This window comes from Streptomyces sp. NPDC021080, assembly GCF_044333225.1.
In the GTDB taxonomy this organism is placed as follows: domain Bacteria; phylum Actinomycetota; class Actinomycetes; order Streptomycetales; family Streptomycetaceae; genus Streptomyces.
Genome location: NZ_JBIRQM010000001.1, coordinates 321,065 through 344,864 on the forward strand (window position 1 = coordinate 321,065; position 23,800 = coordinate 344,864).

A 23,800-nucleotide genomic window follows, 5' to 3' on the forward strand; every position below is an offset into this window, starting at 1 on the left:
TCTGCAACTTCTCTGGGGCGCCCTGACGGACTGGGTTGAACTGCGGCCGAGCGAGACGGCCGAGGCTGAGGGCGACACGGTCAGAGCAGCCCGGGAACGGCTTGTCGCAGAGGGCACCGCAGAGGCCGAGGCTCAGTACTTCGACCGCTGGATCGCGCATGCCGAGACTTGCTCACGGCCGCATCTCTCAAGGCCGCCCCAAGCCCTGCCGACTGGTGACCGTCTGGGTCTGTCGACGTCAACCCACCGGGCCTGCGCCTCGGTCGATCGTCCACTGAGGTCCGGCGCCGACCGCTGCTGTTCGCGCTCGTTGGTGTCAGCCGCTGGTGTCAGCCGCCATGCGCGGTCTTCGCGGGCGTGGCTCTTCGTGTCGGCCTGGAGCATCGGTTCGAAAGATCCTAGTCGGGTAGCAAGCTGAATCCGAGCAACACAGCGGCCTCGACGCGTACCGACCCAGGAGCGAAGACACCGTCAGATTCAGGATCGCCTCCAAGGCGACTCCCATGACTGCGTAGCCCGACCGACTCCGGGTCAACGTCCTGAATATGCACTACAGGGCCAAGCCGCACACCGCAGGCATCCGCGTAGACCTCAGCCTTGCGTCGTGCAGCCCCGACTGCCCTGCGGCGGGCTTCGTCCCGGAGCGCGGGCTTGTCAAGCACGTCGAAGTGCACCTCGTCGACGCGGTTGGCGCCAGCCCGGACGGCGTCCTCTATCAGAAGTTCGAGCCGATCAAGGGCTTCAGTCTGCACGGTGTACGTCGCCTCGCAGCGATAGCCCAGGAACGTCCGGTCCGCGCCGTAGCCCTTGAATTCCGACTTGAGGACGAGGCGTGATCCGGATACGTCGGAGTCGGGTATTCCATGCTCTCGCAGCACAGTACGCAGCCTGACAACTGCTGCTCCAGCCTGTTCAAAGGCTTCTTTGGGTGTCGGTGCCACGAGGTCAACCGCAAGTTTCGCCTGGGCGAGCCGGGGCTCCGCCGACACGTTCCCTGCACCGAGCACGCTGAGCCCCCAGGGCTCCTTGATCTCTGCCATTCGAGGATCGAATCAGTAACGTCCCACCGCCGCAACAGGCTTGAAAACCGTCGTGGCGCGAGTCACCGTGGGTTCAAATCCCACACCCACCGCAAGTGAACGGCTCCTGACCAGGTAACTCGGTCAGGAGCCGTTCTCGTGAGCGTTGTCCGTCGGCGCCCGTGACTCCCCGCTGTTTCCCGACCGAACGGGCACGTAGGGGGCACGCGTGGGCCATCCCAATAGGTGCGCCGACGTGGGGAAAGGGCTTGGGCAGGTTGGTATCGCACGGTTGAATGCCGACGTGGAGAACACCTGTACACCGGCACATCGAGCGGTGGAGAACGAAGACGCAGAGACCCTGGCTCAACTGCTGGCCAAGGGAGTCGACCCCGATGAGATCTGCCACGACATGACGCTCCTTACGCACGCCGTTGACGCGGAAGGCGATGGCGCGTTGCAGAGCGGCAAGCCGTTGACTGTGCACACCACCGCGGTGCTCCTGGCCTTCGGGGCTGATCCGCAGCTCCCGGGACCCGACGGGCTAACACCCATAGGCCTGGCCGTCTCCTACGGCCACCACCTGGCGGTCGAGCTGCTGCAGCGGCACATCCAGCGTGGTGAGGCGACGCAAGCAGATGAGGATGCAGGCAACGCTGGTGAAGGCCAGGAAGCGGCTCGCTTTTGATTGGGAAGGATTCGGAGCAGACAGCTTCCAGCAGACCCAGCCCTCGGCCGGCAAGGCCCGCACGCGCGAGTAGAGCCGGCGGCCTGCGGTCGACGACGCTGAGAGGTCGGCTCCGAGACTTTGGGCGGGAGCTGCCATGGGGCGAGTGATCATAGCCCCTTAGACGCCATTTCAGTTGGTGTGATCTTGCGGCAGTCTGGGGTGGTGGCTGCTGCGCTTGTCGAGCGGATGGCGTCCGAAGAGTTATGGACGTTGTTCCAGCGGGTGGTGCCGCCCGCACCGGTTCGCCCGCAAGGTGGAGGGCACCGCCGGCGAGGAGAGCGCGAGGTGCTGGCCGCGATCGTCTTCGTGGCCACCTCGGGCTGCACCTGGAACCAACTCCCGCCAGGCTTAGGGCTGTCGGTGGTCATCGCTTTTCGTCGGTTCACCGAGTGGACCGAGACCAGGGTGTGGGCCAAGCTCCACCGTCTGGTGCTGGACGAACTCGGGGCCCGGGGCGACCTGGACTGGTCACGGTGCGCGATCGACTCTGTCAGCGTCCGGGTCCCGGTTATAAAGGCGCCTGGCTACGAATCTTATGCTTGTCCGTGAACCGGGTCGAGTGTGACATGCGCGCTGACTGCCTCGCACTGTCCGCTTTTAACCTCATCGGCTAGTTTTTGGATCAGGTTGTTCTGGCATTTCTGCACCGCTGCCACGAGTAGTGCGTAAAGCAGAGCAGACAGCAAGCCAGAGGCAACAAAGCACAGGAAAAGCCAAGCGGAGACCGAAAAGTCTACAGTCGAAGAGAATTCAAACAGGCTCGCAACCTGGGCGACCGGTAGCGTGAACAATGCGGGGCAAGCAGCGACAGCAAGGATTTTGTTGCGGCGGCTGCTATCCAGCGTGGCAAATCGCCAGAGTTGGCGAGAGACGATGACTGGCGTGGCAACAACTGAGATGAAGGCCAGAGTCGCCACTGAGCAGTGGCCGCGGCGTCCGCGCAAACGATTCCCGGTCATCATAATGCGATGGAACTGGATGGCACCAATTACTGGATAAAGGAGCCATGGAAAAATGAGCAATCCGGAAGCCATCGGCCATGCGGCAGCCTCAATCACAGGACGCGCCTCCACATACAAGCCGTTGTCGCGTACCTTACCGATGAAGGGGGCTTTTTGGTTCTCCTCATCTCTGCGACCTTCCAGCGCTGAAAGCAGCCACATCATTCGAAGCACGCCCAGAGCTCCCAGCCATACGACGTAAAGATAATACGCAAATGTGATTGGTAGCCATTCCTGCCACGATTGCCACTCGGTGGCAGCTTGAAAGGTGGTTTTTGTTGCCCACCAGGCGAGCAGAATCGCCAGTGCGAGCAAGCATGCAGCCGGAAAGGCGAGAATCACTAGGTCGACGGGCTTTTCCGGTACCGGCTTTCTTTCAAGTGCTCCAAAGACTTTTCTTTCCTGCTCATAAGCGCCGACCGATTTGTTCACGTACCAGCTGCTTGCGGTGTTGTTAAGGTCAAGTTCGTCCTGATCGGCGAGACCGAGAATTTGCCTCTTGAGCCGGAAGGCAGATACCAACGGTCGAGTGGCCACGTAGCCCGTGACGAAGGTGATGAAGACCAGCACTAGCAGACCTGCGGTACCAATATGGATTGCTTGGCCGACCGCCGTCGGCAGATCTCCTCCACCACCACCGGTCATCAAGTTGACCAGCTCTTTACTGATCTCGCCGAAGGTCTTCTCAAGGCGACTATCTTGTAGGGTACTCAGCAGATCATTTCCGAAATGCCTGCTTTTCTTTTGTGTACCACCGCCTGGGATAACAGATTTTGCGACGCGTCCAGCGAGCTGGATAATAATCGACGCAACGATCACAGCAGACACCGCAAAGCCGATGAGGGCGAACGTGTAACGGCTTGGTGGGAGGGCTTTGCGGTACGCCGCGCAAGCGGAGCGATCTCGATCATCGCGATCGGGCGTCAGCTCGCCGAGAGCCTCTCGAACATGATATTGTCGCTCAAGTTTTAGGAGTGACCGCTCTACGTGCCGGATGAGGAACATTCGCGTCCCAAAGGCCATACGGGGAAACCGGGCCAATGGCTTGAGAAATCGCCACCGCGAGGGCCGAGAGTGCACCAACACGAACGGCGACAATGACGCCGCATCCTCTATTGCTCGGTCATACATCTTGAGAAGTTGAGGTACGCCGGTGCCGGAAACTGGAACCACGGAATCGGGTTCGGGTGCCAACTCCTCGACCTCCTTGTCGCAGACATCGGCTCCGGGCTGGCCATCAGATAGCGAATTCTCCTCATGGCGTCGCGACAATTCTGAACGACACGCCGGGATAGAGTGAGCCCTTTCCAACCTCCCATGACAGCGGGGTAGTTGGACGGACGGACAGCTGAAGCCCCTGGTAGATGGGTTTTCGACCAAGAGAACCGTCTCCACCAGAGGCTTCGCAATGTTTGTCTACCCGTCTGGCGTCGACGTGTCCAGTTCTGCCCTGCGCTTCCTCGCCGCCCGTCTGAGGTAACACCGCCGCGCTCTCGGAACCCGATGGCGCCGCCTCAACGCAGCTGACAGGCCCTGCTCACCCTCACCCGTCTGCGCAACGGCCATCCCTAAGCCCAGCTCGCGGCCGGGTTCGGGATCAGCACCACCTACCGGTACGTCACCGATGCCGTCAACCTCCTGGCCGCCCTTGCCCCTACCTTCGCCGAAGCCGTACGAGCGACGTCGACGAAGGCGTTCGTGATATTGGACGGGACGTACCGGCGGAAGGCCGTCACGCCCGACAGCCCGAAGCCGGAGGGCAGTTGGTTCCAGGTGCAGCCTGAGGTGGCCACGAAGATGATGGCAGCCAACACCTCGCGGTCCCCTCGCCGCCGGTGCCCTCCACTCTGAGGGCGGACCGGCGCCGGCGGCACCACCCGCTGGAACAACGTCCATAACTCTTCGGACGCCATCCGCTCGACAAGCGCAGCAGCCACCACCCCAGACTGCCGCAAGATCACACCAACTGAAATGGCGTCTTATGCGACATCGGCTGTCTCTTGGTGCTGGCGGACGACGGCTCGGCGGCCCCGGCTGACCTCGATCAGGCCGTCCTTCTTCAGCTGGGTGAAGGCCCGGTGCGCGGTGCCGACCGAGACGCCGTGGGCCTGCGCGATGTCGCCGACCGTGGGGACGTCCTCGCCGGGGAGCATCGTGCCGTCCTTGATGGCGTCCGCGAGTTCCTGTGCGATCACTTCCCAGGGAGCGAGTTCACACGGCGGGGCGGCTTCGGTCTTGATGGTCTTGCCGATGGGGCCCACGGCCGCGTCCGGGCGGGCCTGGACGGCTGCCTCGCACTGGCCGCACAGGGCCTCGGCGCCGCCCTCGGTGACCAGGAGCATCGCCCATAGCGATTCGTTGCCGCACTCTCAGAGCAGGCGGAGCCCGTTGACGACGGTGGTGACCGGCTGCTTGGCGAGTAGCCCTTCCGGCACCGGCAGCTGCTTGGCGAAGGCGGTGACGGCCTGGCGGTCGGAGGTGGCCAGGAAGGCTGCGTAGTACTTGAGCGTGGTCGCGCCTCCGCCGCCGTGCCCGACGCGGCCGGCGACCGTTCGTACGTCGGCACCGGCGCCCAGGAGCTCGGTCACGTTGTACGCGCGCAGGTCCTTCAGGCGGTGGGTATGGATCTTCAGTTTCTCCGCGAGGCGACGGTAGCGCTGGCTGACGCTCGAGGGCACGAGCGGGGCGGTGCTGTCGGCTTCGCCGGAGAACACGAAGGCATCGCGGGCGAGTTCGCCGCCGAGCGCCCTGCAGCGTTCCTCGGCGCGGGCCCGGTGGGCGGCCAGGACGGAACGCGTGATCACGTCGATGGCCTGCTTACGGCGCTGGTGGGTCTTGGTGTCCTTGATCCTGCGACCGTTGTTGGAGTGCTTCACGAAGAGTTCGAGGCGGTCGAGGTTGATGCCAGACCAGCGCAGAGCGCACATCTCGCCGCGGCGTGAGCCGGTGACCATCGTCATGAACAGGAACGTTCCCCAGTCCAGGTCCCGCTGCCAGACCGTGTTCAGAACCAGGGCCGCCTCTTCGGGAGTGGGCGGGTCGGGGTTCGGCTTGGGCTGGGAGGGCGGCTCGGCGAGGGCCGCCACGTTCGTCGTCACGTATCCCCAGCGCAGGCCGCGGTTGAGCGCCGGGCGCAGGATGAAGTGAATCTTGCGGACGGAGTTCGCGGCGAGCGGCTCGCAGACGTGCTTCTGCTTCGTCTTGGGGTCGGTCTTGCCGTTGCGCCGGCCTTCGCACTGGTCCTGGCACTGCCGGAGACGGGCGTAGAACAGCTCCAGCATCTCGGCGGTCAGCCTGCCGGCCTTGAGGTCGCCGAAGGTGGGCTTGAGGTAGTTGCGGATGATGCCCTCGGCCCGCTCGTACGACGTCTCGTCGAGCTCGGCGACACCGAGCCACCGGTCGAGCAGGAAGGACATGGTCACCTGCGTCTTCGGGTGGCGGTTCTCGTCGACCTGGTGCAGGAGCCGGGTACGGACCTTCTCCGCCTCGGTCTCCGTCTCGGCCTGCTCGTGGAGGTAGAGATCCTTCTTCGTGAGCGGGTCCCGCCCGGCGTAGACCCGGACCTGGAAGCCGGCCCCGTTGGGGCGGATGCTGCCGCGCTGACGTCGCTTGCTCTTGGTGTTCACCATGGTTCTGGAACCTATTCATGGTTAATGCCATGGCTACGACAAACAGCGCGCCTACCTCGGAGAGGTAAACGCGCTGGTCAGACACTGTGCCCCCGGCAGGATTCGAACCTGCGACACCCGCTTCAGGAGCGAGGTGGGGCGAGTTGAGGTCTGACCTGGGGGATTCCGACTTCGGCATTTGCTGGCTGCGCTGCCCGTCGGCAGCCGAGGTTCCCCGTGAGTCCCCGCCTCATCTGGCGCGACTGTGGCACGCGGACACGTTCGCCCTGACCTCCAACTGCGCACTCACTCGGTCCGTCTCGGCCGCTTCCTCTTGGCGGCAGACAGCCAAGACCCCTCGCCGCCCTGAGTGACGCTGTCAGGACCGGCTGACTCGGCAAGGTACGCCGCGTAGCGTTCCCGCGCTTCCGTCAGGCTCTCCGCCCCATTGGGACCGCCCAGGACTTCGTCAGCGTCGAAATCGTCCTGCCCATCGTCCTCCCACCCGCACTCTGGACAGATCTCGAAATTGGCCGATGTCTCCAGAGTCATGAGCCGGCAGCACGGGCACTCGTATGGTCCTCCGTCCACGAGTTGGGGCCGACGGGGCAACGAACCTGATTCCTCAGAAGCCATGTCGCAGAGGGTATGGACTTGCGCCTATCGGGCGCACGGTGATTTCAGTCCACTGTGGCAGTGGCCCCAGCGACGAGCAGCAGGCCGCCACAGCCCACGGCCACCGCTCGCACCCCCTCGATGCGAAATATGGGCGCGACGGTCGCTGAGGTCTACCGAGCCGCTCACCTGGTGTCCTAGGCATACGGAGGGTCGATGACGGGCCCGGCGGTTGCTGTACTTCCGTGCTGTACAGCACGGAAGTACAGCCGGATCATGTCCACCGGTGGGGTGGATAACCTCGTCTGGGTGCTCGATCGAGGAGGGGTTGTCTTGCATGGTTACTGGGATCCGCTGCCCACGGCACGGCAACTTGTCATCACTGCGGAACCGACGAGGGAAGTCTTCTCAGGTGTCTGGGCAGAACGGAATTGGCGCAACGTCCCAGGCCCGTTCTACGGTGCGGCCACCGACTCCATGGCCACCGGCCGGCTGGATGCACCACACCACATTGCCTACGACGACGACTACGGGGGCGGCTTCGGAACGGAGTTCGTCTATCGCCAGCCCGTGAGCGAAATGGAGACCGAGGCAGTGGTATCGGCTGCCTGTCTGGAGTTGTACAGCGGTTACGGCTGGGACGGCGACGACCACTGGACCCCTGACACTGTCCGCGCATGGTGGCGCGACCGAGGCCGTGTTCGCGAGTGGGCGCTGGCCATCGCGGCCGACTGGGGCGCCAGCACCCACCCCGGCTGGGGCAGCAACGGGTCCGCCCGATTCCAGGGGCACTATCTCGACGCCGCCCAAGGCCACCTGGACTTCGTCGCCTACATCGACGACGGACTGCAGGCATATCTGCGCGGCTACACCTTCTGGCTGGAGCAACGCCGCACACCCCGCCGCGGGGAGGCCCTGCCAGCCCTCTAATGCCGTGTGCTGCCTGCCTTGCTTCCCTTTGAACCGGCCCTTCGCGGCATTCCTCGGCAGGATTCCCCCGACACCCGCTTTAGGAGCGAGGTCGGGTGGATGCTGGGATGAGCTGCAGAAACGTGCACGGGGGCAAGTGCCCGCTCGTGCTCCGTTGTTGTCGGCGAGTCCCTGTGAGTCCCCGCTCGTTCTGGCACGAGAGTGGCACGGGGTTGAGGTGGCGGTGAGGCAGCCGACCCTTGTCGCATCCCGGTCACGGCCTTTATCGTGCGGACGACCTCACCACTCGACACCGCTGGGCACTGCCGGTTGCCGGGGTCTCTGTGTTTCGCCGCTGTACACGCATCACCTCACCGCGCTGGTTCTTCCCAAGGGTCGTAGCGCTCCAGCGCCGTCAGCTCCAGCAGCCCGAGCCGCTTCGCCGCCCGGCGTCGCTCCCGGACTTCTGCGGTCGAGCGGGGCCGGTAGCCGGGGCCGTCACAACCACACGAGTGGAAGGTGAGGCCGGCACGCAGCGTCGCCTCGAGTGCCTTCCAAGCGCTGTTGTTCCCACGGCGAGGTACGGCAAGGTCGAACCCGGCATCGACCATCGGGGTACGGCAGTGCGGGCACGGATGCTCCCGCAGCGGCAGTGGGCTCTGCTTGAACGACGCCCGGCACGCCAGACACACGAAGTGCGGTTTGTAGGAGGTCGCGTATCGGCACATGCGGACAGGGTAGAGAGGACGCCTGGACGGGACCACCGCTTTAGGAGCGAGGTTGGGTGATCCTTCGGCTGGTCTGCGGATGGACCATTCTGGCGGACGTGGCTGTCACGTCCTGATGGTGCCTGTCATTTCCCGTGGTTCCCCGCTCGTTCTGGCACGGTTCTGCCAAGCGTGGGGCCGACCATCGTCGCGTACCAGTAGCGCATGCCTGGATTGTCACGGGGCGAACCGCTCGGGGTGGAAGTCCGCAAGCATCTCGTCTCTCTCCCCGCTGAGGATCTCCGAAGCAAGCAGGCGGCCGATTACCGGCCCGAGTGTGATGCCGCTGTGGGAGACAGCTTCGTAATAGCCCGGCACAGACGGCACTGCTCCCACTGAGGGGAATCCGTCGGCTGGGATCGGTCGGTTGGCCACCCGTGTCTGTGCGATGCGACCGCTGCCGAGATCGGGAACGACCTGCCGCGCCGATTCGTGGAGCAACCCTGCGAGTTCCGAGGGATCTTCGCCGGTGTCGATGAGTGCGTCGATCTCGCGGCTGTGGAGGACTACCGAAGAGTTCCCGTCAGGACGGATCTCGATGTGAGGGGCGTGCATGGCCCGGCGAACCGGGACCTCGGCACAGCCGATCCGCGTGACGATGCCGGGCTCCCGGCGCATCGGCAGTTGCCGCGAGACGAGCTCGGCCACGTGGGCGGCGTCGGGACCTGCCGCGTTCACGACGATGTCGACATCGAGATGGCTCCCGTCGGACAGAGCAACTGACCGGATGCTCCCGTCGGCACCGGTGCCGATGTCACGGACTGTGGTGTCGAATCGGTGCTCGGCGCCGGATGCGACAGCCTTGCTCACCAGGCGGCCGACGAGATGACGTCCGTGCACCCAGGCTTCGTCGGGGTAGAACACGACGGGAATGTCGTCGGGCAGTGTGAGAGCAGGTTCGAGGCGGCGACGCGCCTCGGCCCCTGTGTACACGTCGACCCGATAATTCCAGCTGGTCAACAAATCCGCTGTTTCCAGGAGCTTTCTCTCTGTTGCGGGGTTGGCTGCCCAGCGTAGGTGGCCGTCGGGATACCACCAGGAGTCCGGCCCGATGGTCCTGGCGAGCTCGCGGTGCGCTTCCATGCCCGCGACGCTCAGGTCGAAGTAGGACTTGCGCACTGTCTTGTTGCTCGCATTGGCCCATGAGAAAGACCAGTTGGTAACTCCTTCACCTGGCCGGCCGGCGTCGATGAAGACCACTTCGACGCCGTGCCGGGACAGGTTCCATCCCACGCTGGCTCCGAGGACGCCTACTCCGACGACAGCAACACGTTCAGGCTTCATGAACGCCTCCTTCCCCCCTCCCGGATCGCAGCAACCCGCCACGCTCCGCTGCCGCGGGAATGCCGAAGAGCCTCGGCCGGATCTCTCCGGCCGAGGCTCTGAGTTGCGATGGACCTGTGGGGGTGTGAACCCCAGCCCACCTCGATGCGAGCCATGGGCGCGGAAGTTGCCGAGGTTTGCCGAGGACGTCAGCCAGACACCTGAGGTTGGGGACCGGTCGCTCAAGGGCGCCCCGTCAGGCCGGCGTGCACTTCTTCTTCACTGTGCTGTAGAAGTCGTCGGCGAACTCGTCCTCGGACATGGCTGAGGAGAACGAGGGGACGTGGATGGGGTGTTGTGGGTCGTGCGCTCGGTAAGCGGCGCAGTACTCCTGCTGCTGCTTCTTGGTGCTCTCGTACCAGGCCGCTTCCCCTGGCGACCTCGTGGGATGCAGTGGCTTGGGCTCGTCCTGCGAGCACCCTGCAAGCAGGGCAGCCAGCGACAGGGCCAGGGCGGCTATCGATACGTGTCTCACGCAGTCTCCCGGTGATGAAAGCGAAGGTCGGCGGAGCGGCTTTGGGCTGGAGCTGCTTCGGGACGAGTGATCACGGCCCCGCGGGCTTCCGGCGAGTCGGGCAGTCTGTGGACCTGCCCGTCAAAGCACGACGTCGGGGCCATGATCTTAGAGGCTCGCCCCAATACGTAAGGCTTCCTGAAGTCTCGCCGAGATCCTGCTCGTGAACAGTCCACAGGCCCCGACACGGGGCCGCCCGGCGCCCGTACACGCCTGCACGAACACGAAGACCCCGACCTCGGCGTTTCCGCTGGTGACGGGGTCTTCGGGTGCCTTGTGAAGGGTGCCCCCGGCAGGATTCGAACCTGTGCACACGGCTTCGGAAGTCTCTTGTCCTGAGGGTGTCGTTCGGGTCGGTCCGGACGACACCCTCCAGGGTCGTCAGGGCGACGCGGTGCCGGCGGATGCCGTGGCAGAGTCCGACGGTCCGGCCGTGCCCAGGAACTCGGCCCAGCCTCCGAGCGGGGAACGGCCGGGGTCGAGCGTGCGCAACTTCCGCAGGACCGCGGGGTCCTGGGCCTCCAGCCACTCCACGAGCTGGCGGAAGGAGACCATGCGGACGTCGTCGTGGGCCGCCATCCGGGAGAGCGCCTCCTCGACGGCGTCCATGTAGATGCCGCCGTTCCAGCGCTCGAAGTGGTTGCCTATGAAGAACGGGGCCCGGTTGCTCTCGTAGGCGCGGCGGAAGCCGGCGAGATAGCTGTCGCGGGCCTGCGTGCGCCAGGCGTCGTAGCGGGTGCGGTCGCCGAGCGGGTTGGCGTTCGACTGATTGGCCATCAGATTGTAGTCCATCGACAGGACTTGGAAGGAGTGACCGGGGAAGGGAATGGACTGGAGAGGGAAGTTCCAGATCTTGCCGTCCTGCACCTTGGAGGGCCACATCTGGAGTCCGCCGGGCGAGCTGGCGTCGTACTTCCAGCCGAGAGCGGCGGCGGTCGGCAGCAGATTCGACTGGCCCTCCAGGCAGGGAGTGCGGCCGCCGGTCAGCTCCTTCTCGTAGTCGAACGGCAGCGGTTCCAGGTCGGTGAAGCCGGTGTTGGTCCGCCACTCCTTGACGAACTTCTTCGCCTGCTCTATCTCGCTGCGCCACTCGGCGGGCGACCAGCGGCGGACCCCGTCCGGGCCGCAGAAGTGGCCGTTGAAGTGGGTGCCGATCTCGTGACCCTCCAGCCAGGCCGCGCGTATCTGCTGGAGCGTCGCGTGGATGTGCCGGTCGGAGAGGTAGCCGATGGCGGAGGCGCCGACGGGGTGCTGCGGCGGGTGGTAGAGGTGCTTCTTCGACTCCGGCAGGGTGTAGATGCCGCTGAGGAAGAACGTCATCGACGCCCCGTGGTCGGCGGCGACCTTGCGGAAGCGGGAGAACAGCTTGTTGCTCAGTTCGCCCGCGCCGTCCCAGGAGAACACGACGAACTGCGGAGGCTGTTCACCGGGCTTCAGCCGCTTCGCCTTCGGCTGCTTCGGCTGGGCTCCGGTGTCCGCCGTGGACCCGTCGCCGATCGGCCTGACCGGTGGCGGCGCGGCCGGGCCGTCGCCGCCGTCTCCCATGGACCAGTCCTTGGACGAGCAGGCCGACAGGGCGCCCAGCGCGCCCGCGGACGCCGTCGCGGCCAGCAATCGCCTGCGCGATACACCGCTCATGATTCATCCCCCCGATGTTCTCGGCACCGGCCGGGGTTGTGGGCCGGTGCCTTCGTCCGTACGACGCGCGCCGTTCGCGGGGTGCGTCAAACGGTGGGATGCGTGAAATTCCGGAAAGGGTCGCGGGAAACGGGACGTGTTTCCGTTCTGTGACAAATCCCTTTGCGCGAGGGGCACTTGGCGGCTCGAGGGAAGCCGTCCGGCGCGGCGACGGCGAGGCGCCCTGGGGCCGCCCGCTGCCGCTGCCGCGTTGCCGTTGCCTTCGTCGGTGGTGATGTGCTGTCGCTGCCGCCGAGGTCACCGATGCCCGTGTGGCCGGCGTGCACGTACGGTCAGGGGGCGGTCCCGGGGCTGAGGACCGTCAGACGGACCGACGAGGCGTTGCCGGACACGGGTACCTCGCCCTGCGTCCACGTCACCGTGAGGGAGTCCAGCTCGTCGGGCGGCGTCACGACCAGCGAGGCGGGCGTCGCCGTGGCCGCCCCGCTGATCCCCGGGTTGGAGAAGGTCAGGCCCGACCACGCGCTGTGCCCGGGGGCGAGCACGACCGTCGTCGGTGTGCCCGGCGACCGCTGCGGGTCGGGTCCGAGCTGCTTGCCGGACGCGTCGACGAAGGCCGCGCCGGGGTAGCCGCGCACGGTGCAGGTGCGTCCGGATCTGTTGGTCAGGACGACCGGGAAGTTCTCCTGACCCGCTCCCGGGTCGTTGCGGCCGACGGAGGCGCGCAGCTCCGAGGTGTGGCAGCGCCCGGTGCCGGCGGCGCTCCCCGAGGTGGCCGTCGCCGAGGCGGACCCGCTTCCCGTCCCGGTTCCGGTCCCGGTTCCCGTCTTCTTCGACGGGGTGCTCGCGGCGGTGCTGGCCGCCGGGGTGGAACCCGACTTCGTGCTCGTACCGCCGGAAGCCGGTCCGGCCGTGCCAGGAAGGGTTTTCGGCGAGCTCTGCGGGGTGCCGTTGTTGCAGGCGGTCAGCAGGCCCAGCAGGGCGACACCCGCGAGCAGCGCGGCCCGCCGGGCGGCGGGTGAAGCGCGGTGCGCGGACACCGTGCCGGGCCTGTCCGTGTCCGCCACCGTGTGCGGGAAGGTCGACATGTCACCACTCCTTGGAAATCTTCGTACGAGCTCATCGCACATGCGCGGGGCACGTCGCCCCTCGTCACTACTCTTGGATGCACCCGGGGGCCGAAAAGTTCTCGGGATTTTCGACGGATTTTGCCGGGATCGCCCGCCCGGGATCAGGGTGTGAGCCGCAGGGAGCCGATGACACCGACGGCCGTGTCGTCGTCGCCGTCCGCCTGGCGGATCTGGACGTACACCTGGGACCGGCCGCTGCCCCCCGCCGCGCTCAGCGCGGCCTCGGTGAGGCGGCCCTCCTCGCCCGGACAGCCGTCCCAGGTCCGTATCAGCCCGTGCCAGTGCGCGCCGGAATAGGGGCGGCTGCCGGCGTAGTGGCATCCAGGGTGTGTGATGGCGCGGACCTCGCCGGTCACGTCGCCGTGTTCGCTGAGTCCGACGAAGGCTCCGCCGACGCCGACGCGGAGGTCCTGCCACCGCGCCAGGCGGTCCGCGACGACGAGACCGGGTTCGGTGCCGTCCGTGAGTCCCAGCGACCGTGGATTCCATCCGGAGTCGCGCACCTGTCCGCCCCAGGAGGCCGGTACCTCCACCGTGATCCGGCCCGTGCCGTCCTCGACCGTGAGGGTTCTCGCGGCGGGCCCGTTCTCCAGCAGTACGGCGCCGACGCCGACGGCGCAGGCCACGGCGGCGCCGGCCAGCGCGAGGAGCGGGGTGCGCCGGAGCCGCCCGGGCCGACGGTTCCGCCCGGACGTGGGGACACCCTCGCCCTCGACCTGTCCGGCCAGCCGTTCGAGTTCCGCGGCGAAGACGTCCGCGCCCGGCCAGCGCCGTTCCCGGTCGGGTTCCATGGCGCGCAGCAGTGCCCTGCCGACGTCCGGGCCGATGTCCGTACGGAGCCGGTCGGCGCGTTCGACCTTGCCGGGCGGGCCCGGAACCGAACCGGTGACGAGGTGGTGGCCGAGGGCGCCCAGGCTGTACACGTCGGCCCGCGCGTCGATCCCGGAGCCGGGGCGGGCCTGCTCGGGCGGGGTGTAGCCGGCCGAGCCCGCCGCCATGGTGAGCCCGGAGGCCTGGGCCAGCATCTTCGCGAGCCCGAGGTCGGCCAGCAGCACCCGGTCGGCTCCGCCGGGGGTGGTGCGCAGCAGCACGTTGGACGGCTTGATGTCGCGGTGCACGATCCCGGCGGCGTGCAGCGCGGCGGCGCCCCGGGCCGCCAGCGCTGTCAGGCGCAGCGCCTCGGCGACGGGCAGCGGCCCGGCCTCGATCCGGTCGGCGAGGGTGCCCCCGTCGGCGTACTCCATGACGAAGTAGGGCCTTCCGTCGGGGAGCTCACCGATGTCGTAGACCTGGACGACCCGGCTGGAGTCGGCCTTGCGCAGCAACCGGGCCTCGGAGAGGAAGCGCTCCCGGATGTCCAGGCGGTCGACCCAGTTCTCGGTGAGCACCTTGACGGCGACGGCCGCGTCGAGAACGTCGTCATGGGCGAGCCAGACGACGCCGAAACCACCGGCGCCCAGGCGCCGTTCGAGGCGGTAGCGGCCGATCCGCTCCAGGGAGTGCATACGACTATCATGCCTGGCCTCTGATCTGCATCGAGGGGAGCTCCAGGTGGGGGACGCGGCGGAGACCGAGGAGCTCGCGCGGCGGGCGGCGGCCGGTGACACGGTGGCGCTCGACGTCCTGCTCCGGCAGGTCCGGCCCGAGATCGTGCGGCGGTGCGGGCGTTTCCTGCCCTGCCGTGAGGACGCCGAGGAGGCGGCCCAGGACGTTCTTCTCCAAGTCGCCCGGAAGATAACGGCGTTCGAGGGCCGCAGCCGGTTCAGCACCTGGCTGTACACGGTGGTCGCCAACTGCGCCCGGCAGAAGTACCGCGAGCTGAAGCGGCGGGCCGCCGAGCGGCCCGAGGCGATCGACGCGACGCAGTACGTCGATCCGCGCACCACGAGCGTCATCGCGGGCTCCAGGATCGACCTCCTGGAGGCGCTGGAGCGTCTGGAGCGCGAACATCCGCATCTGGTGGAGCCGTTGGTCTACCGCGACATCTGCCAGCTGGAGTACGCGGAGGTCGCCGAGCGGGTCGGCATTCCGCTCGGCACGCTCAAGTCCCGTCTGCACGAGGCACGCAGAAAGGTCAGGCCCTGGCTGTCCGACGCTTCCTGACCGGCTGACCGGCTGACCGGCTGACCGGCTGACCGGCTGACCGGCTGACCGGCTGACCGGTCGTCGGACGGAAAGCCGGTGGACGGAAAGCCGGTGGAGCGAGCGGGTTCCCGCCGGGTCCGGGAACCCGGCGGGAGGATCCGGTGCCTGCCGTCCGGTCAGCGCTGGGTGTAGATGAAGCCGATCTTGTCGACCTCGTCCCCCGTACGACCGTGGAAGCCGGCGAGCTGCCAGCCGCTCGGCGCGGTGCGGGTCACACAGTCCGACGTCGTCGTGCCTCCGGCCAGGCTGCGGCCGAGGTTCGTGGCGAACTTCGCGTAGAAGATGCGGGTATGACTGTCCTTCACTCCCTCGCAGAGTTGCGCCGAGGTCACGTACTCACCGTTGCCGAGCGTCAGTGAGGCGGTGGTGCCGCCCGTGCCGCCGTGCGCGAACGTGGTGCCGTCGCTCAGCGTCAGACCCATCCGGTCGACCCGCGAACCGCTGCTCAGGGACACGACGGTCGCGCGTGCGCCGGCCGGTACCCGGTCGATGTCGTCGAAGTAGTCGCCGTGCGGCCCGCCGAACTGGTCGCTGAACTGGAAGGCGGTGTTGCGCGACCAGGCGAACGACGCGGTGATCGGGTCGTGGTCGGAGAGCATCAGACCGTCGGAGGTCAAAAAGCGCGTGTGCTCGTCGTGGTAGCCCGTGGCGTCGAGCGAGACGAGCTTGCTGCCGCGATAGAGGATCTTGTCGACGACCTCGCAGGTGTCGGGCACGGTGGTGCCGCTCTGGTCGCAGACGAGGGCGTCGCTTCCCTTGGCCGGCGGGGTGCCGCCGCGGACGAGCCGGACCCAGGCGTCCGTCAGCCCGTTGGCGGCGGCGAACTCCGCGATGGTGTCGCCGGAGCGGGTGTAGCGGGTGTTCGTGTCGCCCATGACGACGACGGCGTTGCCCGCGGAATGGGTGTTGATGAACGCGGTGAGCTGGCTGAGGTTGTCGGCGCGGGAGGCGAGGTCGCCGTCGTTGGTGCCCGCGTTGGTGTGCACGTTGTAGAAGTCGACGTAGACGCCGTCGGCGAGGCGTTCCCGCATGAAGGTGAAGCCCTTGGGCGTGAGGCAGTCGCCGGAGTCGATCTGGCAGGAGTTCCAGCCGACCCGCTCGAAGTCGTCGGTGTCGTACGAGATCTTCGAGAGGGTGTTGAGACCGCTGCCGATGCCTGCGCCGCCGCTGGTGGGGGTGCGGTAGGTGTGTGCGGTGTCGGCCGCGTACAGCGCCGCGTGGTAGTTGAAGTCCTCCTCGACATGGACGATGTCGTAGGGGGCGATGAGCCCGCCGATCGCCGTGGTCGCGGACTGGCGGGGCGTCGGCGCGCTGGAGATGCCGTCGGGCAGCCCCGCGACGTTGTAGGTGAGCACGCTGAAGGTGCCGGAGCCGGCGGCCGTGGCGGAGGCGGCGGAGGCGGTGGGGGAAGCGGCCGTGGCGGGGGACGCGGCCGCGGTGGGTCCGCCGAGTGCGGCGGCGGCCGCCACCGCACCGGCGAGAAGTCTGTGCAGAGGGGACATGGGGGTGTCTCCTGGGTATGAGGGGGCGTCAGAAACCGACGGAGAAAGTGGCGTCGGCCCGGTCGGTGGAGGTGGAGACCGGATCGATGCGCAGCACGTAGTTCGCGTGCCGGAGGTAACGGTCCGGGTTGTTGTAGGAGCGGAACGACGACCACGACGTGTCGGCCAGGCCCGCGGTGCGGTAGAACGTGGCGTCCTGCGCGAACGCCGTGGTCCCGTCGTCGACGTCGAGCACCATCCGGTAGTCGCTGTGCCGCAGGTAGCGCGTCGGGTAGTTGACCGAGCGGAACGAGAGGCCCGCCGTGTCCGCGAGTCCGGGCACCAGCGTCCACTGCGCGTCCGCGTACGGGTCGAAGGGGTATTCGTCGATCCGGCCGACATAGTTGGAGTGCCGGACGTAACGGGCGGGATAGTTGTAGGACTTGAGCCGGTTCCAGGCGGGAGCGCCCCACTTGGCGAGGAGGTTGTCGTACTCCGCCGTGGTGATCGGCTGGATGCTCGCGTGCTTGGAGTTCAGCGGCTGCGTGTAGAGCCGTTGGTCGACCGCGGTCCAGGTGCCGGTCGCGAGATCGGCCGACTGCCAGGCGTAGAAGACCCCGTTGGGCGTGTACGTGTCTCCCCAGAGGTACCAAGTCCCCGTCGACCGGGACCTGACGAGGATCGGCGCTTCGGTGCCGCCGTGCGCGACCGGTGTGCTGAACACGGTGAAGCTGCCGGGGTCGAGGGATGTCGACCTCGCGCCCACCAGGGTCTGGTCCTTCTTGAAATAGAGGTAGTTGACGCCTCCGACGCCCACCGCCAGATCACCGTCGATCACGTCGTGGCCGGGGTCGAAGAAGACCTGCGCCGTCGATGCCGTCACGAAGTCGGTCGTGTAGTTGACCATGATGACGTCGTGGCCGCTGGAGTCGACCGCGGAGTAGATGATCCCGTACTGCCCGCGCCCCGCGTCCCAGTAGGCCTCGGGTGCCCAGCTGTGGGTGGCCATGTCGTGCAGCTTCAGCCGCCGGTAGCCGTTGAAGGACCGCAGATCGGCCGAATCCCACACATGGATGTACTGGCTCTGCAGGCTCCAGTCGGTGCCCAAGAGGTCGGTGGCGAGCACCACGAACGTGCCGTCCTGCCTGCGCAGGACGAACGGATCGCGCAGCCCGCCGGTGCCGCCGGCCGGCGTCACGACGGGCTTGTTCTGGTTCAGGGGTGTCCACTGGAGCGAGTCGGTGCTGACGGCCAGATGGAGACCGTAGTCCGCTCCGTCGCCGTTCGGGGACTCGGTGAAGTAGCCCATCACACAGGCGGCCGAGGCCGCGGCGCGGGCGGGCGGGGCACCGAGGGCGAAGGCGGCGGTGAGGCCGGCCATCGTCCCCAGCGCGCCACGCCGGGAGGGCTGAAGGGGCCTGTCGTTCATGCCGGTCTCCTCGGTGGAGGAGCGGGGGCGGTACGGGTGTCCCTCCGCACCGGACCGGCCACTCCTGTTCGACATACCGAATGCTGTGCGACATGCTGTGCGAGGCTTTACGGTAAGGGCTTGCCGGTGATGTGAACAGGGCCTGGAGAGACGGAAGTTGAGCGTGTTCATGCCTCTTCGCGTTCCTCGGCCGGGGTGTTGTGGCCCGCCCGTTGTCGGAGCCGCTGTCTAGGCTGGTCCGAGTGAAGGAACAGAGCAGCAGACCACTCGCCGTGTTCGACCTGGACGGCACGCTCGCGGACACCGCGCACCGGCAGCGGTTCCTGGAGCGCACGCCGAGGGACTGGGACGCCTTCTTCGCGGCGGCGTCCGCGGACCCGCCGCTCGCGGAGGGCGTCGCGATGGCGCTGAGCAGCGCGCGGGAGTGCGAGGTGGTCTATCTGACCGGCCGCCCCGAGCGCTGCCGGCGGGCGACCGCGGACTGGCTGGCCGAGCACGGCCTGCCCGAGGGGCGTATCTGGATGCGGCGCAACGACGACCGCAGGCCCGCCCGCCGCACCAAGCTGGAGATCCTTCGCCGGCTGGCCCGCGGCCGGGAGATCCGCGTCCTCGTCGACGACGACGCATTCGTGTGCGAGGAGGCGGAGCGGGCCGGCTTCACGGTCGTACGGGCGCGGTGGGCGGCCGCGTCGGCGGCACTGAAGGACGCGCAGGAGCGGGAGGGGCGGACCTGAGGGGGTTCTCGGCGGATGGCGGACCCGCGGGGCGCGGGTCGGGTCAGTCGGCGTCCTCCAGCCGGAAACCGAGCTTCAGGCCGACCTGGTAGTGCTCGATCCGACCGTTCTCGATCTGGCCCCTGACCTGCGTGACCTCGAACCAGTCGAGGTTGCGCAGGGTCTGCGAGGCCCGGGTCACTCCATTGCGAATGGCCTGGTCGACGCCTTCGTGGGAGGTCCCGACGATCTCGGTGACCCGGTAGGTGTGCTCGGACATGCGGCTGCTCCTCTCCGCCGTGGCGGGAGTGCCAGGCGTGATTCCACGGTGCCCCACCGGGTGGCGCTCCGCGAGACGGCGGGGTGCCGCGGGTGACGCGGGGGAGTGCGGGCCGGCTCCGGACGCCGTGTCGTCGCGCGTCCACCCGGGGCGAGCCGGGCCGCGGACGGCGGTGTGCTTGAGTTGGCCCCTGCGACCGCCCTCGGCCACGCCCCGGCCCCGCTGTCCACGCCCCACTCACTCCGCGGAAGGGAACCGGACCCCGTGCACGTACTGATCCTGGGCGGGACGGCCGAGGCCCGTTCCCTCGCCGAGAGCCTGGCGGCGGGGACGCACCCGGGCCTCAGGGTGACGAGCTCACTGGCCGGACGGGTGAGCACGCCCCGGCTGCCGCCCGGCGAGGTGCGTGTGGGCGGCTTCGGCGGTGCGGAGGGCCTGGCGCGATGGCTGAGCGAGCACGCGGTGGACGCGGTCGTGGACGCCACGCACCCCTTCGCCGGAACGATCAGCTCCAACGCGGCGTCGGCCGCGGCCATCACGGGCGTTCCGCTGCTCGCCCTGAGGCGCCCCGGCTGGACCCCGGTGGCGGGCGACGTCTGGCACGCGACAGGGTCCTTGGAGGAGGCCGCCGGACTCCTGCCCGCACTGGGCCGCAGGGTGTTCCTCACCACGGGCCGGCTGGGTCTCGCGGCCTTCGCGGCCCTGGACGACCTGTGGTTTCTCGTACGGTCCGTGGACGCGCCGCAGGCACCGGCTCCGGCCCGCATGGAGGTACTGCTCGACCGCGGCCCCTTCACGCTCCGGGGAGAACGGGAACTGCTCCGGCGTCACGCCGTCGACGTCGTGGTGACGAAGGACAGCGGCGGCGAGGCCACCGCCCCGAAACTGACGGCGGCCCGGGAGGCCGGCCTGCCGGTGGTCGTGATCCGCAGACCACCGGTGCCGTCCGGGGTCCCGGTCGTCCCCGGCCCCGAGGCGGCCGCCGCCTGGCTCGACGAGCGGCTTCACAGGGGCGCGTTCCCGGATCCCGGCGGCCCCTGACCAGGCCCCATGCGACCGTCCTCCCACCTCCGGAGATCGCTAGGATCACCGCCCTGAGCCTGAATTCGGAGAGGGGCGGGTGGTGGAGTGAAGGCCAAGGACGGGTTGCTGAGCTCGGTCAAACACGTCGGGTCGCGCATGGTGGCGGCCGGGCGGGCGGCGGCCGTAGTCACGGTGACGGGACTCCTTCTGGGGTCTTGCTCCGGCGATCCACGTGACTACGACAGCTCGGGTGGCGATGTGACCGTGGGGGACGGGTCGCTCGAGACGGTTCTCGTGCACTACTCGATAGCACTGCCCTGCCACGCGACCGGCGTGCACTTTCACGACGAGGAGTCGTTTGCCGGGTCGGAAGGGACCCTGTACCTGCGCTTCGACACCTCACGGGCGTGCTTGGGGAGCTTCGCGCGCACCGCCGGCTTGAGCCTGAAGTCGGGCTCTGTGCACACATGGCGGGACGACCACGACTTCAGCTACATCGAATTCGCCGGGGACGAAGCCCAGAGCTACGGCTGGAGGTTCCCGATCTCCCACACCTATCGCTGGGGCTCGTACACCGCGTCGGACCCCGTCACCGTCCAGGTGGTCGTCGACCAGCGCCCGTCCGGCGACAGGGTCTACCTGGTTGGCCAGCACGGTTGAGTCATCGGCGCGGTGCGGGCCGGTCAACGGCAGGGGTGGGGCGGATGAACGCGGGTGCGGAGCGCGAGTGCTGGGAGCTGCGGGCCGAAGGCGGCGTGGGGCCGCTGCGGTTCGGGATGTCCCCGGCGGAGGTCGCCGAGGCGCTGCTGGTCTCCCGGCCGGCGGCGCGAGTCGGCGGTCCTTACGGTCAGGAGGACTTCCCGGGCGGCGTCAAGGCGTTCTACGACGTCGGCAGGCTTGCCTGCGTGGCCCTGGACGCGGTCGCCGGTCCACAGGTCTTCCTGGCGGGCTTCCCGCTGGCGGGCAGCGATCCGGCGCAGGGCCACGAGTTCCTCCTGGACCACGCCGCCGAGCACGGGAACTGGGTGCTCTACACCGTTCCTAATCAGTGAGCAGGAGTGAGTCTTGGACCCATACCTGGTCACTGCGGACATCCCGAACGGTGTTGGGTGTCCTGGTGGCCCGCGTACTCGCTGCGTCCGGCGGCACGGATCGTGTCCGTGGTCCGGGGATGCGTGGGCGGGGTCCCTCACGCCCAGGGGCACGCCGGTTGGCCTGGACGGTCCGATGCCCGTGCACATCGCTCTGGTGTGCACGGGGCGGTGCCGTCCGTCGCCGGATCGGGTGTCCCTGGGCGCGTCGTCCGATCGCGATGCTCGCCGCGTCATGCCGGGTGGTCTTCCGGGTGGGGCTGGTCATCGGCTTTTGCCAGTGTTGGGCACCCCACTTGCTGGTGTAGGCCGGGTCCACGGCGATGATCGCGATACCTGTGGCGTCGGCCATGGAGGTCAGCCGGGCGCGAAGCTTGCCGGTCGGCATGCCGGAGATGAGTTGCCGGAATCGGCGCTTGCGCCCGTGCTTCTCTCTGGTTTTCTCGGTCTGGAAGTCGAGGTCTTCGACCGCGATGGTCTTGACGCCGCAGGTCTTGGCCCAGTTCAGCAGCCGCGTGAGGGCGTGCCGTACCTGGGCGTCGCGGTGCTGGGCGCCTCGGGACAGGTCGAAGAAGAACCGGCGGGGCCGGCCGATCGGGTTGCCGTGAGTGTCCAGGCGCCATGCGGCGAGGTGGTCGGCGTTGGTGTCCACGCCGATCACGCCATCGGCAAGGGCGGCTTTGAGTGGGATGGCCATGGTGAGTGAGATCTGCCAGGAGGCGTCCACGTACCAGCGCCCGCGTCTTGTGTCGTAGTGGATGCGGTAGGCCACGGCCCGGTTCGCCTGTGCACGGTCGGCCCATTCCTGCCCCCGGTGAGGGAAGCGTGCCTTCCCGGCGAGTACATAGCGGCCGTGCCTGGTGTTCGCCAGGTCGGCGAGCGGGGCCGGGAGTTTGATCGACACCTCGCCCTCGGGCGTGATGCGGATCGTCTCGTTGCCGAACCTTTTCCCCGACTCGCCGTACGCCTGGAGGAACCAGCGCCCGGCTTCCCACCGCTCACGCCACTCGGTCTCGGTGAGCTGCGCTTTGTCGAGGTGGTGACGGATGCCCAGCAGACGTTTACCGCCACGCACGACGTGCACCCGGCCCGCTTCCCAGTCGGCCCGAACCTGGCCGAGCCGCTCCTCCAGCACGTGCAGGCGGCGTGCTTTGTGGAACCACTCGTGCGTGGAGCGGTAGCCGCCCGGAGCCCGCTTGGTTCCCTTCTGTCCGACCGGTAACGTCAGCCGATACCGGATCATCGCGATATCGGCTTCGAGGGACTGCACGTGCGCGGCCTGGCCGCGCCGGGCGAGCGCCCACTGGTCATGCGTGGCCTTCGTGATCGACCCGGCCCACCTGGACGACGACTGGGCCGTCAGGTCCCGCTTACGGGCCGCCCATAACTCGGTGGAATGCCCCAGGCCATCGGCGCAGCGCGCTTTGAGGTCTTTCGAGGCGAGCGAGCCCAGGTGCGCACCCACCAGGCGCAGAACCTTCTCATCCCTGGGCGTGAGGTCTTTGAGCCGGGTACGTACCGCCACACCGGACGGGCCAGGAGCGACGAACGGCGTTGCGATCCGGCGTAGGTCAGCCATGCTCGGCGGCTTCCAGTGCCTTGCGGGCCCGGTTCTTCGCCGACCTGCGCCCGTACAAGCGGGCGCAGAACGATGTCAGTACCTCCACCATGTCCCGCACCAGGTCGTCTTCGACCTCGCCGTCGTCCAGCGCCAGCAGGCGACGGCCCGTCGCGGACAAGGCGGCCTCGACAAGCTCGATGTTCATCCGGCCGAGCCGGTCCTTGTGCTCCACCACCACGCAGGTCACGCTTGGATCGGCCAGTAGGCGCCGGGCCTTGGAACGGCAGCCGTTCATCCCCGAAGCGATCTCCGCCTCAACACGAACGACCCGGTGGCCACCCTTCGCTGCCCACGCCGACAGCCGGGCGACCTGGTGTTCCAGATCGGTCTTCTGATCGTACGAGGACACGCGGGCATACAGGCCCAGCCCGCCGATGGCCTCGGGTGTGGTGTTCGCATCGATGTTCACCAGGATCGTGCGCGGCCCGACCCGCTGAGCCGGTACCGGCAACGTCCCCTCACGGAACCAGCGATACGCGGTCTGCGGATGCACGCCCTGCATCTTCGCCCATTCCGTCAGATTCACACCCTGACAACGACACTCACTCACACATGGTTACGCTCACTTACTCGATCTTGTGGACCAGCAGGTGGAGACCCCTGACGCCTCGCTCTCCCTGACCGATCTCGGAATCCTCCTGCGCGAGCAGCGGGTCGGGGAAACGCTCCTGACGCGCCCGCTCTTCGTGAAGGAAGAGTGGCTGGAGTCGGAGTACTACCGCGACCACCTGCCCCTGGAAGGCGTCCCGGGCTGAGCGCTCGA

General features: G+C 67.7%; 24 protein-coding genes and 3 pseudogenes. 10 read left to right on the forward strand and 17 right to left on the reverse strand.

Annotation, left to right across the window (positions count from 1 at the left end; all coding sequences use genetic code 11):
• Window positions 1-398: 398 nt before the first annotated feature.
• Window positions 399-1,040: an SIMPL domain-containing protein gene (locus ACH4S8_RS01360; protein WP_343325101.1), complete on the reverse strand. Its 642-nt coding sequence runs from the start codon at window positions 1,038-1,040 to the stop codon at window positions 399-401.
• 235 nt (window positions 1,041-1,275) lie between these two features.
• Here ACH4S8_RS01360 and ACH4S8_RS01365 point away from each other — a divergent pair, with 235 nt between their 5' ends.
• Together ACH4S8_RS01365 and ACH4S8_RS01370 are read left to right on the forward strand one after the other, a co-directional pair.
• Entirely contained in the window at window positions 1,276-1,707 is a 432-nt protein-coding gene (locus ACH4S8_RS01365; RefSeq protein ID WP_398389756.1) for an ankyrin repeat domain-containing protein, read from the forward strand.
• A gap of 204 nt (window positions 1,708-1,911) precedes the next feature.
• Window positions 1,912-2,250: pseudogene (locus ACH4S8_RS01370) on the forward strand (transposase); the annotation flags it as partial.
• A 32-nt stretch (window positions 2,251-2,282) separates the two neighbouring features.
• Here the strand turns inward: ACH4S8_RS01370 and ACH4S8_RS01375 are convergent.
• Window positions 2,283-3,944: a hypothetical protein gene (locus ACH4S8_RS01375; protein WP_398389758.1), complete on the reverse strand. Its 1,662-nt coding sequence runs from the start codon at window positions 3,942-3,944 to the stop codon at window positions 2,283-2,285.
• Window positions 3,945-4,158: 214 nt separating this feature from the next.
• Between ACH4S8_RS01375 and ACH4S8_RS01380 the strand changes: the two are divergent.
• A pseudogene (locus tag ACH4S8_RS01380) lies at window positions 4,159-4,466 on the forward strand (transposase family protein); the annotation flags it as partial.
• Here ACH4S8_RS01380 and ACH4S8_RS01385 read toward each other — a convergent pair.
• The 4 genes and pseudogenes from ACH4S8_RS01385 to ACH4S8_RS01400 form a co-directional block, all read right to left on the reverse strand.
• Window positions 4,465-4,687 (reverse strand): annotated as a pseudogene (locus ACH4S8_RS01385) (transposase); the annotation flags it as partial. The pseudogenes ACH4S8_RS01380 and ACH4S8_RS01385 sit on opposite strands and share 2 nt — an antisense overlap.
• A 42-nt stretch (window positions 4,688-4,729) precedes the next feature.
• Complete coding sequence (locus tag ACH4S8_RS01390) at window positions 4,730-5,092, reverse strand: winged helix-turn-helix domain-containing protein (protein ID WP_398389759.1); 363 nt, start codon at window positions 5,090-5,092, stop codon at window positions 4,730-4,732.
• Between the two features lie 27 nt (window positions 5,093-5,119).
• Window positions 5,120-6,379: a tyrosine-type recombinase/integrase gene (locus ACH4S8_RS01395; RefSeq protein ID WP_398389761.1), complete on the reverse strand. Its 1,260-nt coding sequence runs from the start codon at window positions 6,377-6,379 to the stop codon at window positions 5,120-5,122.
• Window positions 6,380-6,664: 285 nt separating this feature from the next.
• A complete protein-coding gene (locus ACH4S8_RS01400) occupies window positions 6,665-6,994 on the reverse strand; it encodes a CPCC family cysteine-rich protein (protein ID WP_398389763.1) in 330 nt (109 codons plus the stop codon).
• A gap of 255 nt (window positions 6,995-7,249) precedes the next feature.
• Here ACH4S8_RS01400 and ACH4S8_RS01405 point away from each other — a divergent pair, with 255 nt between their 5' ends.
• Window positions 7,250-7,903 (forward strand): ferredoxin, encoded by a 654-nt coding sequence (locus tag ACH4S8_RS01405; RefSeq protein ID WP_398389765.1) that lies wholly within the window; start codon window positions 7,250-7,252, stop codon window positions 7,901-7,903.
• A 350-nt stretch (window positions 7,904-8,253) separates the two neighbouring features.
• On the opposite strand, the gene ACH4S8_RS01410 is transcribed toward ACH4S8_RS01405, so the two are convergent.
• The 6 genes from ACH4S8_RS01410 to ACH4S8_RS01435 all read right to left on the reverse strand — a co-directional run bounded on the left by ACH4S8_RS01410 (window position 8,254) and on the right by ACH4S8_RS01435 (window position 14,759).
• Window positions 8,254-8,610, reverse strand: coding sequence for a deoxyxylulose-5-phosphate synthase (locus tag ACH4S8_RS01410; protein ID WP_398389767.1), 357 nt, complete (start codon window positions 8,608-8,610; stop codon window positions 8,254-8,256).
• Window positions 8,611-8,826: 216 nt separating this feature from the next.
• Complete coding sequence (locus ACH4S8_RS01415; protein WP_398389769.1) at window positions 8,827-9,933, reverse strand: NAD(P)/FAD-dependent oxidoreductase; 1,107 nt, start codon at window positions 9,931-9,933, stop codon at window positions 8,827-8,829.
• A 235-nt stretch (window positions 9,934-10,168) separates the two neighbouring features.
• Window positions 10,169-10,447 carry a hypothetical protein gene (locus ACH4S8_RS01420; RefSeq protein WP_398389771.1) on the reverse strand — a complete coding sequence of 93 codons (279 nt, stop codon included), beginning with the start codon at window positions 10,445-10,447 and terminating at the stop codon, window positions 10,169-10,171.
• 420 nt (window positions 10,448-10,867) lie between these two features.
• Window positions 10,868-12,124, reverse strand: a complete 1,257-nt coding sequence (locus tag ACH4S8_RS01425) for a hypothetical protein (RefSeq protein WP_398389773.1) — start codon at window positions 12,122-12,124, stop codon at window positions 10,868-10,870.
• A 332-nt stretch (window positions 12,125-12,456) separates the two neighbouring features.
• Window positions 12,457-13,212 (reverse strand): DUF4232 domain-containing protein, encoded by a 756-nt coding sequence (locus ACH4S8_RS01430; RefSeq protein WP_398389774.1) that lies wholly within the window; start codon window positions 13,210-13,212, stop codon window positions 12,457-12,459.
• A 143-nt stretch (window positions 13,213-13,355) separates the two neighbouring features.
• Window positions 13,356-14,759: a serine/threonine-protein kinase gene (locus ACH4S8_RS01435; RefSeq protein ID WP_398389775.1), complete on the reverse strand. Its 1,404-nt coding sequence runs from the start codon at window positions 14,757-14,759 to the stop codon at window positions 13,356-13,358.
• Between the two features lie 46 nt (window positions 14,760-14,805).
• Here ACH4S8_RS01435 and ACH4S8_RS01440 point away from each other — a divergent pair, with 46 nt between their 5' ends.
• Entirely contained in the window at window positions 14,806-15,357 is a 552-nt protein-coding gene (locus tag ACH4S8_RS01440) for an RNA polymerase sigma factor (protein ID WP_398389777.1), read from the forward strand.
• Window positions 15,358-15,515: 158 nt separating this feature from the next.
• Here ACH4S8_RS01440 and ACH4S8_RS01445 read toward each other — a convergent pair whose 3' ends face one another.
• Both ACH4S8_RS01445 and ACH4S8_RS01450 read right to left on the reverse strand, forming a co-directional pair.
• Window positions 15,516-16,892 carry a jacalin-like lectin gene (locus ACH4S8_RS01445; protein WP_398390691.1) on the reverse strand — a complete coding sequence of 459 codons (1,377 nt, stop codon included), beginning with the start codon at window positions 16,890-16,892 and terminating at the stop codon, window positions 15,516-15,518.
• A gap of 37 nt (window positions 16,893-16,929) precedes the next feature.
• Window positions 16,930-18,309 (reverse strand): glycoside hydrolase family 43 protein, encoded by a 1,380-nt coding sequence (locus tag ACH4S8_RS01450; protein ID WP_398389779.1) that lies wholly within the window; start codon window positions 18,307-18,309, stop codon window positions 16,930-16,932.
• 242 nt (window positions 18,310-18,551) lie between these two features.
• Between ACH4S8_RS01450 and ACH4S8_RS01455 the strand changes: the two genes are divergently transcribed.
• Window positions 18,552-19,043: a hypothetical protein gene (locus ACH4S8_RS01455; protein ID WP_398389781.1), complete on the forward strand. Its 492-nt coding sequence runs from the start codon at window positions 18,552-18,554 to the stop codon at window positions 19,041-19,043.
• A 43-nt stretch (window positions 19,044-19,086) separates the two neighbouring features.
• Here ACH4S8_RS01455 and ACH4S8_RS01460 read toward each other — a convergent pair whose 3' ends face one another.
• Window positions 19,087-19,302 (reverse strand): dodecin, encoded by a 216-nt coding sequence (locus ACH4S8_RS01460; protein ID WP_103547697.1) that lies wholly within the window; start codon window positions 19,300-19,302, stop codon window positions 19,087-19,089.
• A 264-nt stretch (window positions 19,303-19,566) separates the two neighbouring features.
• Between ACH4S8_RS01460 and ACH4S8_RS01465 the strand changes: the two genes are divergently transcribed.
• The 3 genes from ACH4S8_RS01465 (at window position 19,567) to ACH4S8_RS01475 (ending at window position 21,377) form a co-directional block, all read left to right on the forward strand.
• Window positions 19,567-20,343, forward strand: coding sequence for a cobalt-precorrin-6A reductase (locus ACH4S8_RS01465; RefSeq protein WP_398389783.1), 777 nt, complete (start codon window positions 19,567-19,569; stop codon window positions 20,341-20,343).
• A gap of 87 nt (window positions 20,344-20,430) precedes the next feature.
• Window positions 20,431-20,985, forward strand: coding sequence for a hypothetical protein (locus ACH4S8_RS01470; RefSeq protein WP_398389785.1), 555 nt, complete (start codon window positions 20,431-20,433; stop codon window positions 20,983-20,985).
• A gap of 44 nt (window positions 20,986-21,029) precedes the next feature.
• Window positions 21,030-21,377 carry a hypothetical protein gene (locus ACH4S8_RS01475; RefSeq protein ID WP_398389787.1) on the forward strand — a complete coding sequence of 116 codons (348 nt, stop codon included), beginning with the start codon at window positions 21,030-21,032 and terminating at the stop codon, window positions 21,375-21,377.
• On the opposite strand, the gene ACH4S8_RS01480 is transcribed toward ACH4S8_RS01475, so the two are convergent.
• Window positions 21,367-22,995: an IS200/IS605 family accessory protein TnpB-related protein gene (locus ACH4S8_RS01480; RefSeq protein ID WP_398389789.1), complete on the reverse strand. Its 1,629-nt coding sequence runs from the start codon at window positions 22,993-22,995 to the stop codon at window positions 21,367-21,369. The two genes, ACH4S8_RS01475 and ACH4S8_RS01480, sit on opposite strands and share 11 nt — an antisense overlap.
• The gene (locus tag ACH4S8_RS01485) at window positions 22,988-23,563 is read right to left on the reverse strand and encodes an IS607 family transposase (RefSeq protein ID WP_398389791.1); all 576 of its coding nucleotides are present in this window, start codon (window positions 23,561-23,563) and stop codon (window positions 22,988-22,990) included. The genes ACH4S8_RS01480 and ACH4S8_RS01485 overlap by 8 nt, the downstream gene beginning before the upstream one ends.
• Window positions 23,564-23,615: 52 nt before the next feature.
• On the opposite strand from ACH4S8_RS01485, the gene ACH4S8_RS01490 reads away from it, so the two are divergent.
• Entirely contained in the window at window positions 23,616-23,792 is a 177-nt protein-coding gene (locus ACH4S8_RS01490) for a hypothetical protein (RefSeq protein WP_398389792.1), read from the forward strand.
• The last annotated feature ends 8 nt before the right edge of the window (window positions 23,793-23,800 follow it).